This window comes from Armatimonadota bacterium, assembly GCA_029907255.1.
In the GTDB taxonomy this organism is placed as follows: Bacteria; Armatimonadota; UBA5829; order DTJY01; family DTJY01; genus JAIMAU01.
Genome location: JARYMF010000006.1, coordinates 70,618 through 85,893 on the forward strand (window position 1 = coordinate 70,618; position 15,276 = coordinate 85,893).

General features: G+C 46.9%; 13 protein-coding genes. 2 read left to right on the plus strand and 11 right to left on the minus strand.

What is annotated here, in order from left to right; translation table 11 throughout:
• Positions 1–36: 36 nt before the first annotated feature.
• From ccsA to QHH26_06850, 7 genes are all read right to left on the minus strand, one after another.
• On the minus strand, positions 37–876 hold the full coding sequence (gene ccsA, locus QHH26_06820) for a cytochrome c biogenesis protein CcsA (GenBank protein ID MDH7481673.1): 840 nt from the start codon (positions 874–876) through the stop codon (positions 37–39).
• A 3-nt stretch (positions 877–879) separates the two neighbouring features.
• Positions 880–2,169: a glutamyl-tRNA reductase gene (hemA, locus tag QHH26_06825; GenBank protein MDH7481674.1), complete on the minus strand. Its 1,290-nt coding sequence runs from the start codon at positions 2,167–2,169 to the stop codon at positions 880–882.
• Positions 2,169–2,792: a bifunctional precorrin-2 dehydrogenase/sirohydrochlorin ferrochelatase gene (locus QHH26_06830; GenBank protein MDH7481675.1), complete on the minus strand. Its 624-nt coding sequence runs from the start codon at positions 2,790–2,792 to the stop codon at positions 2,169–2,171. Before QHH26_06830 ends, hemA begins: the two co-directional genes overlap by 1 nt.
• A 4-nt stretch (positions 2,793–2,796) precedes the next feature.
• Positions 2,797–3,621, minus strand: coding sequence for a c-type cytochrome biogenesis protein CcsB (gene ccsB, locus QHH26_06835; protein MDH7481676.1), 825 nt, complete (start codon positions 3,619–3,621; stop codon positions 2,797–2,799).
• Positions 3,618–4,577 carry a cytochrome c3 family protein gene (locus QHH26_06840; protein MDH7481677.1) on the minus strand — a complete coding sequence of 320 codons (960 nt, stop codon included), beginning with the start codon at positions 4,575–4,577 and terminating at the stop codon, positions 3,618–3,620. Before QHH26_06840 ends, ccsB begins: the two co-directional genes overlap by 4 nt.
• Before the next feature lie 127 nt (positions 4,578–4,704).
• Complete coding sequence (locus QHH26_06845) at positions 4,705–6,099, minus strand: cytochrome c biogenesis protein ResB (GenBank protein ID MDH7481678.1); 1,395 nt, start codon at positions 6,097–6,099, stop codon at positions 4,705–4,707.
• Between the two features lie 44 nt (positions 6,100–6,143).
• Entirely contained in the window at positions 6,144–7,124 is a 981-nt protein-coding gene (locus QHH26_06850; protein MDH7481679.1) for an NHL repeat-containing protein, read from the minus strand.
• A gap of 238 nt (positions 7,125–7,362) precedes the next feature.
• On the opposite strand from QHH26_06850, the gene QHH26_06855 reads away from it, so the two are divergent.
• Positions 7,363–7,719, plus strand: coding sequence for a hypothetical protein (locus QHH26_06855; protein ID MDH7481680.1), 357 nt, complete (start codon positions 7,363–7,365; stop codon positions 7,717–7,719).
• Positions 7,720–7,985: 266 nt separating this feature from the next.
• On the plus strand, positions 7,986–10,013 hold the full coding sequence (locus QHH26_06860) for a DNA topoisomerase subunit B (GenBank protein MDH7481681.1): 2,028 nt from the start codon (positions 7,986–7,988) through the stop codon (positions 10,011–10,013).
• 108 nt (positions 10,014–10,121) lie between these two features.
• Here QHH26_06860 and QHH26_06865 read toward each other — a convergent pair whose 3' ends face one another.
• The 4 genes from QHH26_06865 to QHH26_06880 form a co-directional block, all read right to left on the minus strand.
• Positions 10,122–11,309, minus strand: coding sequence for a Glu/Leu/Phe/Val dehydrogenase (locus tag QHH26_06865; GenBank protein ID MDH7481682.1), 1,188 nt, complete (start codon positions 11,307–11,309; stop codon positions 10,122–10,124).
• Positions 11,306–12,670 (minus strand): hypothetical protein, encoded by a 1,365-nt coding sequence (locus tag QHH26_06870; GenBank protein ID MDH7481683.1) that lies wholly within the window; start codon positions 12,668–12,670, stop codon positions 11,306–11,308. Before QHH26_06870 ends, QHH26_06865 begins: the two co-directional genes overlap by 4 nt.
• Before the next feature lie 75 nt (positions 12,671–12,745).
• On the minus strand, positions 12,746–13,219 hold the full coding sequence (gene dut, locus QHH26_06875) for a dUTP diphosphatase (protein MDH7481684.1): 474 nt from the start codon (positions 13,217–13,219) through the stop codon (positions 12,746–12,748).
• A gap of 41 nt (positions 13,220–13,260) precedes the next feature.
• Positions 13,261–14,982: an ATP-binding protein gene (locus QHH26_06880; protein MDH7481685.1), complete on the minus strand. Its 1,722-nt coding sequence runs from the start codon at positions 14,980–14,982 to the stop codon at positions 13,261–13,263.
• Positions 14,983–15,276: the final 294 nt, after the last annotated feature.

Sequence of the window (15,276 nt, forward strand, 5' to 3'; positions counted from 1 at the left end):
TCGAAGCACAATCGTTGAGGTCTCCGCAAAGATAGATTACCACTCAAATCTATGCAGATTAAAATAGGTGGAATCTGCTCCAAAGCATGCAACCAAGACACTTATAAAGCCAGCAAGAATGCACGCAAATCCGAGAACCAAAAGTCGGTTCGACCATTTCCCTTGCCACCCACGAACTACTCTCACATGCAGGTAGGCTGCATAGACAAGCCATGTAATTAAAAGCCAGATGCCTTTCGAGACCAAAAGCTCTCTCAAAGTAGATTGGACCCACAAAACACCGGCAATAATTCCAACTGTGAGCAGTAAGAATCCAAGCGTCACCATTCGGTACGCTAAATCGTCCATCATATCCAGGGACGGCAAATGCCTCTGCAACCGAGTGATTTGCTTTCTCTTGAGCATGTACTCCTGAAGCATGTATGTAATTGAAGCCAAAAAAGCAAGAGTGAAAGCAACATAAGCTAGCAAGCTCGCCCCAAAGTGTATCATGCCCCAAAGGTTTGTTGGCGCCGTTAACGGGATCAAATTTATCTGCTGGGGCGCAAAAATACTAATCAGAAGTGCAATTGTTGCCACTCCAAACACAAAGGTTCCAAGCGCTCCAATCCGCCGCCGTTGCTCCATAAGAAGATATATTACTGCCAGTGCCAGGGCCATGAACGCTAGCGCTCCCGACAAATTGGTAAACGGCACTTGCTGCATCTCAACACTGCGACCGACCACTCCGAAGCAAAGGATAATAGAACCGACGATGGGAATTAAGGATACAAGTCTACCAGCTGTTTCGCACACAAAGACCCGCCAAATATAAAATACGCCCGCCAAGCCAAAAAGAACCGCTGCCAATTTGATTAACAAGCTACTGTCAGGCATATCCTAACTCCCATCAATCTTTTCGTCGGTTTTCGATTCATCTGCCTGAATGCCAAACAGCTCTCGCAAAAAACTGAGCCTATCTGAGGAATCTTCAGACTCAGCACATTGTTTGATACAAGTCAATGGCTGGTGCATAACTTTGCGCACTATTGACCGTGCCGCCACTACAATTGCATTCCATTCGTCTTCGGAAAGATGCTCAAGTTTTCTTCTGAGCTTTTTCATTTCCCCATCGCAGATTTCCTCATATTTCTTTTGAAGATCAGTAATAATCGGCACTACATCACGCATGCGAAACCAGCGCATGAATTCGTCTACTTGTTCGGCAATCAACGCCTCAACCTTGGCAATCTCTGCTCGGCGGGCTACCTCTCCAACTTCAAGAACTTTTTGGAGGTCGTCTATGTCGTAAGCAAAAACGTTATCAATCAAGCCAACTGTTTGCTCAATGTCTCTTGGGACAGCTATATCAATAAAGAAGATTGGGCGGCCGCGCCTTGCACGCATTACAGAGAGAACTAGATTCTGAGAAATAATGGGCTCAGGCGCGCCGGTGGAAGTAATTACTATATCGGCTTTCACAAGTGCGGTTTGAAGGTTATCAAACCTTACGGCTTGGCCGTTGAATTCCGAAGCAAGATGTTCGGCTTTCTCATGGGTGCGGTTTGCCACCAAAACAGATTTAACACCGCATGAAACAAGATGGGTAATTGCCAGCTCAGCCATCTTGCCCGCACCGATGACTAGAACCGTTCGTTCGGAAAGCTCCTCGAATATCGAGCGTGCAAGTTGAACTGCAACCGAGCCAATGGAGAACGCTCCGCGTGCAATTTCGGTTTCTGTCCTCGCCCTCTTGCCGACTGTAATCGCTTGCTGGAAAAGGGTGTTCAACACTGGCCCGCTTGCGCCATGCTTAGAAGCAATAGCGTATGCAGTTTTTACCTGGCCGAGAATCTGTTGCTCGCCGATAACCATCGAATCAACCCCCGATGCAACGCGAAACAAGTGGGCAGCGGCTTTATGGCCGCGGTGAACATAGAGTTTCGGCGTGAGTTCCTCGTTTAAGAGACCACTAATTCTGCTTAAAAATGTCTTGATGGAAGTATCGGCATCGGGGGCAGACGCGCAAACGTAAACCTCAGTACGATTGCATGTGGAAAGAATGGCGCACTCGGAAATTGCAGTTGAATCTTTTAAATTGGCAAGTACGGTCGGAAGCTGTTGCTCTGAAACAAACAGTTTTTCCCGCAGCTCAATCGGCGCAATCTTGTGGCTCAGGCCGACGACCATTAGATGCACTTTATCGCAACCTCCAATGCTTCTTCCGACCTACCTTCGGCGAGAAGTGTTAGCACATTTGAATTGATTATCCGTTCGTAAGCAGAATTTCTGTCGCGCTGGTTTGAGTATTTCGCCTTAACCTTCTCACGAATAGCGCCAAGCAGGTCGGCAAGCATGCCAAACTCCGGTCCAAACTCAGCTTCTAATTTCTCTCTGATATGCTTAGCAAGAGCCGGACTTTTCCCCGAAGTTGATACGCTTATTATGAGGTCGCCTCTTTTAACGGCTGCCGGCACAAAAAAATTGCAAAGTGCAGGTGTGTCTACTATGTTCACCAGAATGCCAAGACGTTCGGCTTCTTCTGCGACTGCCTCGTTTACATGACGTTCGTTTGTGGCTGCAATTACTAAGAAAGCGCCCTTCAGGCTACCTGGCTGGTACTCTGCGGAAACATGCTCTATCTTTCCCTGCTCGGCGAGTTGTTTAAGGGCGGGGGTTAACTCTGGAGCAATAACTACAACGCGACCACCGAATTCAAGCAGAGACATGACCTTACGCTCGGCGACTGTCCCGCCGCCAACAACTATGCATTTTTTGTTCTGTAGGTCAAGGTTGATAGGATAGTACGCCATTGGACTACTGGTAGGTTGCGTGGTAGCCTTTACCTATCCAGTTCACACCAAATAAAGTAAAGAGCACAACTGCAAACCCAACAATCGTCAGGATAATAGACCTTCGGCCCTTCCACCCCATGCTCAAACGGGTGTGAAGATATGCGGCATAAACAAGCCATGTTATTAGAGCCCAGACTTCCTTTGGGTCCCAGCTCCAAGGCCGCCCAAAAGCAAATTGCGCCCACACAGCACCTGTAAGCAATAGTGCAGTTTGCATAAGAAACCCAAAAGCAATCATTCGATAGGCGGTATGATCAAGCACATCTAGCGAAGGAAGTCTGCTTGCTAAAAATCCTCCCCCTTTTCCGGCATGCTCGCGAAGAAGATAGAGAATGCCCAGACAAAACGCTATTGTAAAAGCTGAATATGCCAGTATAGCAGTTGAGATGTGAGGCACGCGCCATGCGCTCTTTAGCGCTGGCATGGTCCATGCTACCTCGCTAGGTAGACGTGAAGTAAAAACACACGCCAAAGCTACCAGCGGCACAGCAACTGCTCCGAAAATCTTGCTCTTATTTGAAAATTCTAGCGCTAGGTATAATATTACAACGCCTAGCGTCACCGAAAGCATGTACTCATACAGATTTAAAAATGGTGGGCGATTTGAAACGATTCCTCGAATGATTACTGCACATATATGCGGTATTACAGCGATAATTAGGACTACCCTTCCAATATCGCCAAACGCCCTTCGCTGGCTTAAGAAGTTGGCAATATAAAACACTGCCGCACCTATATAAAACCCCATTGCAATTTTAAAGAATATTAGGCTAAGTTGATTTGTCATGAGCCTTCCTTTTTCTCCAACTTCTTGAAAATATGCTCACCATAAGGCATATGGCAGGTTGCGCAGGTGGCGTCTGCAGCTGCATTTGGAGCATGAGTTGCCATGTCTTTGATTTTTGCTGCATGGCAGCCAAGACATTGTTCGTTGACCGGCTTTCTCAGCTCATGTGCTATGCCCGACTGGTTATGCGGATCATGACATGTCGTGCATGTCATTGTAAGCTTTGTATAATGAGTTGAGGTTATATGCTCCGAGTACTGTTGGTTTAGACCAGGAGTTGTTGGTTTGGCATCAACGAAAAACTTTGCAAGGTCATCGCCAGGTTTAAAGCCGATTGGGAAGGCAAACTTACCCGACAAATCCTTTCCTTTCGAGTGACATCCACCACAAATCATTGTCTGTCTATCTCTAGGCAGTTCGGTTAGTTTCAGAATTGACCCCTTTGCAGTGGCATTTGAGACGTGATCGCCTCCTGGTCCATGGCACGACTCGCACCCTACACCTGCCTCAACGTATGCCTTTGTCTCCGCGTTGTAACCCGTTACATGACAACCTATGCATTGGGTTGCACCATCAACTGCCTGCGTTGGCTTCCACTTTTTTGTTTTTACGTCCCAGATAGCTGGGAGCACCTGAAGATTAGCATCCAGGAACGCCTGCTGTTTAATACCTTTGCCGAGAACATAGGCTACTTTGTCCTTTGTGAACACAGGATTACTCGAGAAATCTGCGACAATCGCCCCCTCAGCATCCGCCTTCTGAAACGCTTTTGGGTGCCCCGTTTTTAAATACGCTTCCACGAGTTCTTTATGCGTATTTTGGTGACACATTTTGCATAATGTAGAACCTTTGTAAGCCGCCGTATGGGTGTCTCCATCCACCCTAATGATATTTGACAGACTAATGCCAACCAAAACTAAAATGACTAGGGCGGGAATGCCATACTTCTTAATCATACCTCTGCTCCTTTTGAACAAACTCGTTGTTATGCTTAACGCAAAAATGTTAAGCTCATCGAATAACAAGCAACCTAACGCAAGCTTCTTCTCAGAACCCTGCTTTAGTCTGCTTAACTATGTTAGACTAAGACTCTGATTTCAAGCAATCCCTAATTCGCTCGAAATCCTTATCGAAAATTGATGAGTCGGCTCTCGATGTTGCACCGACAACAACCAAAGCTCCATCCTCATTTGATAATACGCTTACTCGAATTATCCTATGATTAATATAAAATGCCGCAAGTATGCCAAACAAGACAAGTATGAATCCGGCATATAAGACTGGCAGTCCTGGGTTGCGGGAAATATCAAGCTTTGAGTATTCAATGGCTTCTAGTGCAACTTTATATCCACTAAAATCAACCGTCTGGCCGGACCTAATCCACCCAAGCGACTTCCAGTTTTCAACGCTCATTTCGCTAGGATAACGCTCATTTAGATATATCAGCGCCGCTGGATCAGGAGGCAGTGCAACCATATATTTTGGTACCATTCCTCTGAAATTTGGCGCGAAATCGTGGATAAATACCCCTATCTCCTTACCCCCGAGACGGATTCCCTGGGGCTCTACATTCGACAGCCTGTAGTCCACTGACCCCTCTGATTCTACCACATCAATCCAAAAATTAGCCGACCCTGTCTCACCATTGGGGGAAGTAATAGCAACTCTTAGAATTGGCCCATAGCTCGCCTGAAAGAACGATATCCCTTTGTAAGTAAGCGGCCGGTTTACGTCTATCACTTTCCGCAAAGCTGAGCGACCTCTGTCGAAGACCTCCAAATCGCTGTTATATGCGCTCGGCCGGCCTTGATTGTCGCAAACTACATGAAAGTCGTGTAGCTTCAGTTCAAATCCTAGCGGCTTTTCTTGACCTGAGTCTTTTGCGAAGTAGGTTGAGACCATTTCACCTTCTGGAATCACTACAACTCCCTCGAAGCCAAACTTTGCACCTATAACGGCCCCAAGGAAAATTACAAGAATACTCAGGTGGGTTAAATACGGCCCCCAGATTGCAAGACGCCCCTTTGTGGCGTAAAGTGATATATTTCCTTCTTCTTCTACATGCAATACTTTGTACGCTCTAGAACGTAGGGTTGTTACAATTCTCGACGCAGCTTCTTGGGAGGGCAGAGGGGTACAAAATTGCTCAGACCTCTTCATCGCTCCAACCTGCTTGGGCGTGGTCGAGATAGCAGGCGAAAAAGTTCTACGCCATGCGATACCAAAGCGGTTTATGCTGCAAACTAGGAGATTGACTAGCATTAAAACCAGGAGTGTTGCGTACCACCACGAATGATAAATGTCCGGCGCCTCTCCGAAGGTTCCGAATACAGACGCCAGTGCAAGCAATAAGAGGAGAACTATAGCGGTTTTCATGGACGAGAAAAGCTTCCACAGCGAAGCAAATATCGCCAATTCACCTATCGGTTCCGTTTTTTCAATGTCATTTTCGTGATTATGAACTTCGCGGTCGGACACTATAATTTGTTCCTTTGTATGTTTATTTTGACTTCCAGGTTAATTCATGGATGCAAAAGATCTCCACCAATATCAGCAGGTTGAAATGGTTCATACGGCTTTACCAGCGAAAATACCTGCACACGGCGCCCCCCTGCCTCAGCCACGTAAACTCTTCCAAACTTATCCATCTCCATATCAATAGGCTGGAAAAATGAACCACCCTCAGTTCCATATACCCCAAGCTTTCTCAAGAAAGTGCCAGAGCGGTCGAACACCTTCAGGCAGTGCTGACCTTTGTCCACAATCCATATTTGGTCATGTCGGTCAACAAAAATACCAGAGGCAATCCCTATGTCTTCCAACCCACCACCCCGAAAGCCAAATTTGAATAGATACTTGCCCTTCTTATCAAACACTTGGACGGGCGTACCAGATGCGTCGAGGGCATAAACTCTACCTTGGCGATCAACCGCTACATCGCAAAGCGATTTGAATTGACCGCGTTTGTCGCCTTTTGCACCAAACTTCAGCTTTAGCTTGCGATTCTTGTCAAAAACATATATCCGGCACCCAGCGCGATCAACCAAATAGAGGTTGCCATCCCGGTCGAAAGTTATCCTACCGACCTTGGGCACCTCTTCACCTTGCTCCACGGGAATTTCTATCTCAGTAACTTCTCCACTTTTAGCTATTACTCGAATCGGACCACCCGAATCATTAGCAACGTAGAGGTTCCCATCCGAGTCTACCGCTAGGCCAACGGGCTTCTCAATACCAGACTGAATCCCCAGCTGTTCCTTTGGAACACCGTCAGAAGTAAACAAACTCACGCCAAACTTCAAATCAGCAACGTATAATAAGCCGTTCCTATCATCTAGCGCAAGTGCAGAAGGCTCACCAAAAAAACTATCATGCTCAAAGCCGGTTATACAAAATTGGAAGTCTAGCTCAGAAGTTGTCCTTTCAAATGGCGCAGGTTGGGCAGCTGAAATGACAACAATAGCTAGGATGGCAACGCTGAAAATAGGAATTATCCTCGACATAAGTAAACCAAGTTACTTGCTGAATCCAATCTAGATAAAAATCGCTACTACTTTAAAATACTTCATATCCCAGCACAAAAGCAAGCACCCCAGCTAGAAAGTTTCCAAAGCATCAAATTCGCTCGGCTAGCTTTTGCAAAATCCGGCAACATTGACTTTGGAAACAACGCCGTTTCCCACTCAAATTCTTTGGGAAGAATAAATACAAACGTTATCGAACCATCTTCAGGAGGACGCTATGGCTGATGAAGGCGGAGAAAGAACTCGAAAGGGTACAATTCCTGTTGGACCTACCGGAATGCCAGGTGATCCAATTGGGCTAATTCCAACCGGTGCAGACCAAGACTCGGATGGCTCATCTGTCGAACTTGACGCTGAGCTTGCCACAGAAGAAGAAATACCCTCTACCGAGGAAATTCTCAAGGAGGCTGAGGAGCGTAAAAAAGGACTATTGCCGCCTGAGCCAGCCCCACGCACTCCATTTAAAAGCGCGGCAACAGCAATGCTTCCTACCCGCAAGGGAACAACCCCCGAGGAGACAACTGAGAAACCACATGTTCCACATGATCGTGGAATGGGAACTAGCAAGGAGTAGACTTATTCTTCCGTTTGCTGGATTATTCTCCTTAACCTAGTTACTATAAAGACCAAGTTTGAGAATCTCTTACTTTCCAAGCTTGCTTTCGCACGCCAACCTTTAAACCTTCTGACAGCGCCGAAAAATTGACTTTCACACCCATTTTGTGCTAAAATTAATTTGCAAAAAGCAACATAAGCACTCAAAATCTCACCCCACGCACACAGTGTTTGCATCGTTGTCAGAGCTTTTGCGTGTCCTAAAGAAGGAGTATAGTACAAGATATGGCAGTTGAACAGAAGGAAGAAAAGACTAACGGCGTAAATAATTACGATGCTGATCAAATAACTGTCTTAAAAGGCCTCGAAGCAGTGCGAATGCGTCCAGCCATGTATATTGGCAGCACTGGGCCAAAGGGATTGCACCATCTTTTTATCGAGGTCGTAGATAATTCAATTGACGAGGCACTTGCGGGCCGCTGTGATAGAATTGATGTTACTTTACATACCGACAAAAGCATATCAGTCCGCGACAATGGCCAGGGAATACCAGTTGACATCCACTCCGAGATGGGCGTGTCAGGCGTCGAAGTAGCGATGACTATGCTCCACGCAGGCGCAAAGTTTAACAGCGGCGCGTATAAAGTTTCAGGTGGTTTGCATGGTGTAGGTGTTTCAGCAGTAAATGCCCTCTCCGAGTGGTGCTATGTCGAAGTGCGTCAGAAAGGCGGCATATGGCGGCAGGATTACCGCCGTGGGGTACCCACCGGTCCTCTCAGGAAAATTGGAAAAACCAAAGAGACCGGCACATACACTCGCTGGCTAGCCGACCATGAGATTTTTGGCAAAATAGAATACAACCCCGAAATCCTTATCCAAAGGCTTCGAGAACTAGCATACCTTAACAAGCAAGTTAAAATAACATTTACGAACGAAGAAACCGGTGAAACTCAAGTATTCCACTACAAGACGGGAATTGCGGCATTTGTTGAACACCTCAATCGAAATAAAGACCCTATCCACAAGGTTATCTACTTTGCACGCCAACGCGAAGACATTGATGTAGAGATTGCTCTTCAATATAACGAAGGCTACCATGAAGAAATCCTGACGTTCGCAAACAACATCAATACTGCAGAGGGCGGCGTTCATCTATCCGGCTTTAAAACTGCCCTAACAAGGGTAATCAACGCCTATGCCCGCAAGATTGGCGCTCTAAAGGAAAAGGACAACAACTTCACGGGCGAAGATGTCCGCGAAGGATTGACAGCGGTCATCTCTGTCAAGCTACTTCACCCACAGTTTGAAGGCCAAACAAAAACCAAACTTGGAAATAGCGAAGTAGAAGGTATAGTAAACTCAATCGTCGGCGAGGGTCTCTCAGAATTCCTTGAGGAAAACCCTTCGGTTGGAAAGAAAATTGTCGAAAAGGCTCTTACAGCATGCAGAGCGCGCGAGGCAGCGCGCAAAGCCGCGGATCTTGTAAAGCGACAAAGTGCCCTGGAGAACTCATCTCTCCCCGGCAAGCTTGCCGACTGTTCGGAACGTGACCCATCGAAGTGTGAGATTTACCTAGTGGAGGGCGACTCCGCAGGTGGCTCCGCAAAACAGGGCCGAGACCGGCGATACCAAGCCGTACTTCCGCTGAGAGGTAAAATTCTAAACGTTGAGAAAGCCCGCCTAGATAAAGCTTTGGAAAACGAAGAAATTCGCGCGCTTATCACCGCTCTTGGCACTGGAATCGCCCGCGGCATGAGTGGTGATGATGAGAATTGCGAGCAAAATGGCGCCGAAGAGAATACCGCCAACGGTAATGGCAACGGCAAAGAAAATGCGTTCGGCTGTGACTTGAGAAAACTTCGATATGATAGGGTTATAATAATGACTGATGCCGATGTCGACGGTGACCATATTCGGACGCTGCTACTCACCTTCTTCTTCCGTTACATGAGGCCTCTCATCGAAGCTGGCCATGTATATATTGCTCAGCCACCGCTCTACCGCGTTAGCGTGGGCAAAGATCAACAATTCTACGCAAAAAATGATCAAGACCTAGAAGAAATCCTTAAAAATATACGAGGTAAGAAGGACGTAAAAGTTCAAAGGTTCAAAGGTCTCGGCGAAATGAACGCTGACCAACTAGCAGAGACAACAATGAACCCAGCAACGCGAACAATACTCCAAGTAACTATGGAAGACGCAGTGCTGGCTGACGAGATATTTACCACTCTAATGGGCGATAAAGTCGAGCCAAGACGGGAATTCATCGAGCGGCATGCAAAAGAAGTTGCGGACGTTGACTGGCATTACTAATTTACATGATGTCCTTAGTTAGCAAATTGGCCTAAAAGCAATGGGGGCAACCACGTAGTTGCCCCCGATTAGTAAGTTTACAACTCAGCCGGAAGAAAAAAGGCAATCTTAGATCCAACCACGGTCGCGCATTGACTGAACGACTTCATCCACTGCAATTATCTGCGCCGCCAGTCTGTGACTTATATTCTTGCTCCTAGCAACCTCAGTTGTCTCTCTATATGCCTGAGAGAGCTGCTTTTCGATAGCCGCATAAGTCTCTTCTTTTTCTGTAAGGCTTCCAGACTTCGCTTGGCGCCACTCAATATATGAAGCAACAACACCCCCAGCGTTGGCAAGAATGTCAGGGATTACGGAAATTCCCCTCTCAGTGAGTATTTTATCGCCCTCAGTTGTAGTAGGGTCATTGGCGGCTTCGACAACTAATTTTGCCTGAATATTTGGTGCCGTCTTTTCTGTAATGACATTCTCGACCGCCGCAGGAACTAACACATCTACTGGCACAACCAGTAGCTCATCGCGCGGTATCTGGGGCAAACCTGTAGCTGCCAGGGAATTCACCTTTCCAAGCTCGGAAATAGGTAGCCCAACATCTGAGTATAAAGCAGACCCAACATCCGACACTGCAATTACCCTCATGCCCCATTCAGAAAGAAACTTGGCAGTCCAGTATCCAACATTGCCATATCCTTGTATTGCAACTGTGGCATCGGACAACTCTTTTCCAAGGATATCAGCTACCGCCATCCTAACTACAGTAGCAACTCCATAACCGGTTGCTTCTTCACGACCTGGGAGCCCTCCAATCCTAGGCGGCTTCCCAGTCACGGATTCAGGAACATGGGTGTAGCCATAAATAGTAGCCATGTCGGAAGGACCTGTGCCAAGATCAGGCGCTGGCACGTAGGTGCCCGATTGGAGATACAATCCAAACATATGAACGTATTCTGCAATCAGCGCACGCCTAGCCTCTGGTGTGAGAGTCTGAGGAGCAATGCAAATACCAGATTTAGCACCGCCAAAAGGAATTCGTGTGAGCGCGCACTTGTATGTCATAAGTTCCGCAAGCCTGCGCGTCTCCTCAAGACTAACACCATCGGACATTCTAATGCCGCCCTTGCCAGGTCCGCGAACCAAGCAATGAAGAACAATATAAGCATCAGCTGAAATAAGTTGACCTTCCCACTTAAAGTTTAGGTTTGCATATGCCTCTTGATCGCTCTTGCTCAGAAGTTGTTGAGCTTCAGCACTAACATCGATGTATTTTGAAATTTGATTCAAGTTAACTACACTCATTGTTCATCTCCTATTTCAACAGCCTTTGCCGCTCGGAATTCTTGATACCAAGGTGGCGGATGGTACCTAGCATTAAGCACGTGACGCACCGGTCCAAGTCCCCAGATGCCGCGGAATAGTTTCTCGCGCTCAAGAAAGAAACGGTCCGCCGCAGCTCGGCGTTCCTCATTCCATTCTTTACCCGCCAACACCTCGGCGTTAGCCTCAAAGATTCGCAGTTTGGCTTCCCATTGATCTAGCCGCCAGCTCGAGCGCGCTTTCCTTGCAAGCTTATCGAACTCCTTGCGAGCCTTTTTAACATCACGAGTGAATGGTTCACCCCAATCTGCCAACCAACAAGCCCATTCATTTTTATCCTGCCCCTTTGCATCAAAGTACCTTTCCGCGTACTCAGCGAGGACTGCTTTCGCATCCGACGCTTTCCCAGATGAAAGTGCGCCAAGAAGAGCTTTGTTTACATCGTCAAGGCAGCCTTCTGAATATGCTTGGAATCCGGTGCATCCAATGCCCTTAAGTTCATACACAGTTCTAGAAAGACGATTTGCAGCAATCACCGGCCCCCAAGCTCCGTAGACATCCCTCGGGCTTGCTTTTTCAGCATATCCAATGTGGACAAACGCATGAAGCTCACATCCCTCGGGCAACACAAATTCAGGGTTTGGACGGGTTTCGCCGTAGAGGATGTGTTCTGCCAATGACACAAACCGCCCTCTCTGCTCGCGGTCGGCCCATTCTTTAAAAATCTTATGTTCTTCCGCTGTCCACCACCAACCGATTAACCTCATCTGAATCCCTGGAAAATATTCTCGTGCAATTCCATGGATTTCCACCATAAGTCTTCCGAAAGTCAGTATCCAAGGGCTACATTCAGGGCAGGAGCACCCACCGTAATCAAACGGACAGCCTGAGATAGAGTCCAAGCTAACCCCCTTTGACTTCAGGTCCTTAAAAAGGTTACGGTGGTTATTCAAGATAATCTCTCGGCCCTTCGGCTTCGAAGGACATATCAGTTGGCCGCCAAAAAGCCTTTTGTCCTTTCTGTCGGCAGCGATTTCTGGTGAAACTTGGTTGAGGTAGACATGATTTGGGGTGATGACTAGGTTGGTTTGAAAGCCAAGTTTTTCTGCAATGCGATAAAACTCTTGTTTCCGTTCCCAGAGCACTTGGGGCAGGAGATATTCTCTTCTGGGATTGTCGTGTGGGTCCTTCAAGTCGGCAGCGTCAAGCCAGTCACCATACGAGTTAAAACCCCAATATTTCGCCTCACGAAGCATCTCTTCGGCCTCATAAGGAGCCATTACTTCGTACCAGTTTCCAAAATGGCCAGGCGCATAAAGCTCCCGATATGCTAGCTCACTCATCAGACTTTTCCTTCTTTGTCTTTTCGCGGCAAGCAAATTGCATTGGCAAATGAACTTAAAACAGCCAATGCTTTCCTATCTGTTATTCGTCGGAGCAATGCCTGTGTGGCCAAAGCCAGCGTCGCTGCGCTCAGTTTCAGGCAGAAATTCTGATTCGACAAGGACGGCCTTCGCAACTGGTGCAATCACAAGCTGAGCAATGCGGTCTCCCCGATGGATAGTAAATGGTTCATCGCCAAAGTTGATTAAAATTACTTGGATAGGCCCTCGGTAATCAGAATCAATCGTGCCAGGAGAATTAACACAACCAATGCCATGTCTTAGCGCCAAGCCGCTTCTTGGGCGTATTTGCCCTTCAAAACCTTCGGGGATTGCTATTCGTATACCAGCTGAAATGAGCTTGCGCTCGCCTGGATTGAGGATTGTATCGTTTTCCACTGCCGCATGAAGGTCAATGCCAGCGGCTCCAGCAGTTGCATAATCAGGGAGAGGAAGGTCCTCGGCACCAGGTAGCTTTTGGATGAGAACTTTTACCGTTACTTGAGCCATTTCAGGAAACACCTTTGCATAATCTCGCTGCGATTTGAGACTCAAGCTACGGCCTCTTTCTCTTTCGTTTCTTCCTCTTCCTCAGACGGAGGCGTTATCGGCAAAGTGAACGTAAACGTCGAGCCTTTCCCTAACTCACTTTCAACCCAAATCTTGCCGCCATGCGCCTCAACAAGGTGCTTCACAAGGTAGAGACCTATTCCAGTACCGCCAACTTCACGCGTATCCCGATTGTCAACGCGATGGAATCGCTCAAACACTTTTGGTAGGTGGTCCTTAGGAATTCCCATTCCCTGGTCGGCAACGCTTATTGTAACCATACCGTCTTTTGATGTACCGGTTATGGTAATTTGACCACCCTTTGGTGAATACTTGATTGCGTTGTTTGTTAGGTTGGTCAAAATTTGGTCGACTTTGTCTTCATCGGCAGTGATTTCTGGCAGGTCATCGAGCTCTATCTTGAAGGTATGTTTATTTGTGTATGATTTTTGGACGGTGACAACCTTTTCGATTAGGTTTGGCAAGTTGACAGGCTTAAGGTTGAGTTCCAACGCTCGGCCAGCTTCGATTCTAGAAACGTTCAGCAAGTCGCTAATTAATCTGGTTAGGCGGTCACACTCCGTGTCAATGATTGTGTAGAACTCACGCTGGGTATCGCGGTCGTAATAACCCTCTTCATCCATCAAGAGCGTTGAAATGAAGCCTTTAATCGAAGTCAGAGGAGTTCGAAGCTCATGGGAAACGGTTGATACAAACGCCGTTTTCATTCGCTCAACATTTCGGATTTCTGTAATATCATTAAAGATTGCAACGACGCCTATTGGTTGCTGCTCCTCGCCCTTAACAAGTGCCGTTTGTACTTGATAAATCCTCTCGCTCTCGTCTATACGAAGCGAGATTTCGCTTGCGACTTCTGTATTTTCCGTTAAGCATTGGACAAGTATGTCTTTTACCTTTGGCTCGCCTATTACCTCATAATACATTTTGCCAAGAACATCTTTACCCTGCGCACCAAACATTGACCGCGCAGAGGCATTCATCTGAGTGATTCTGCCATCCTTGTTTACCATTAACAAGCCTGCGTATACACTCTCGATTATGTGTTCAAGGTCTTCCTTCTCCGCGACAAATTCGCGATATATCTGGGCATTCAGAATTACCGCAGTAGCGTTCTTTGCATAGCGTTGAAGCAGGCGGACGTCTTCCTCGGTGAAAATGTTTCCATAGCGCTGGTTGAAAACATGAAGAACACCAATAGTGGTACTCTCAATCACGCGCCCCTCTTCATCGCGTTTTTCAGAAATCAAGGGCACGCAAACACCGTTGCGAACATGGAGAAGAGCAACATTATCCTTGTATGTGCGTTCGTCATTCAACGCATCGTGTATTATGATTGGCTTGCCAGTTCGGAATACCTCGCCCGAAACGCCCTGTGTGGCACGGACTCTGAATGCCTTTATCTCTTCATCGGTCAACCCATAGGCAGGTTTAGTAGCTACAAGTTCACCGCTTTCTTTGTCAAAAAGCATAAACACACACTTTTCGGCGTAGAGAATCTCAGCTGTCTTGCGTACGAACCTTTTAAGGGTCTCCTCAATTTCAGTTATTGGAATCGGCTCACCGCTAGGCTCGGAGAGGCTTCGAATTTTTTGCTCTAGCTCTCTTTTCGCCTTTTCAAGGGTTGCTATATATTGCTTGCTCTCCTCTAACTCTTTTTGGAGTTCTTCAACCCTGGCGAGCAACGCCTCGTTACTGTCGAACATCCGAGTGCTATCACCTTTCCATTCTGGTATCTGCTAATTGAGCGTAAGTTAGTCATCACACCAAAGCATTATAACATAATGGTGCTGTCATCGTCAACTTGCTATTGTACTTCTGCCAAACGAAATATGTGGCTATCTATTATTCATACCCTGCCCAAAGCGTGCCGTTTTTATGATTGACATTTTGGAACAAAAGTTCCATTGGAATTGTCTAAAACAGGGTAATCCCGATTCATTTGTCATTGCCTATAAAAATTATTGCCACAAGGAGGATTTGAAATAGGCAATGTAGAA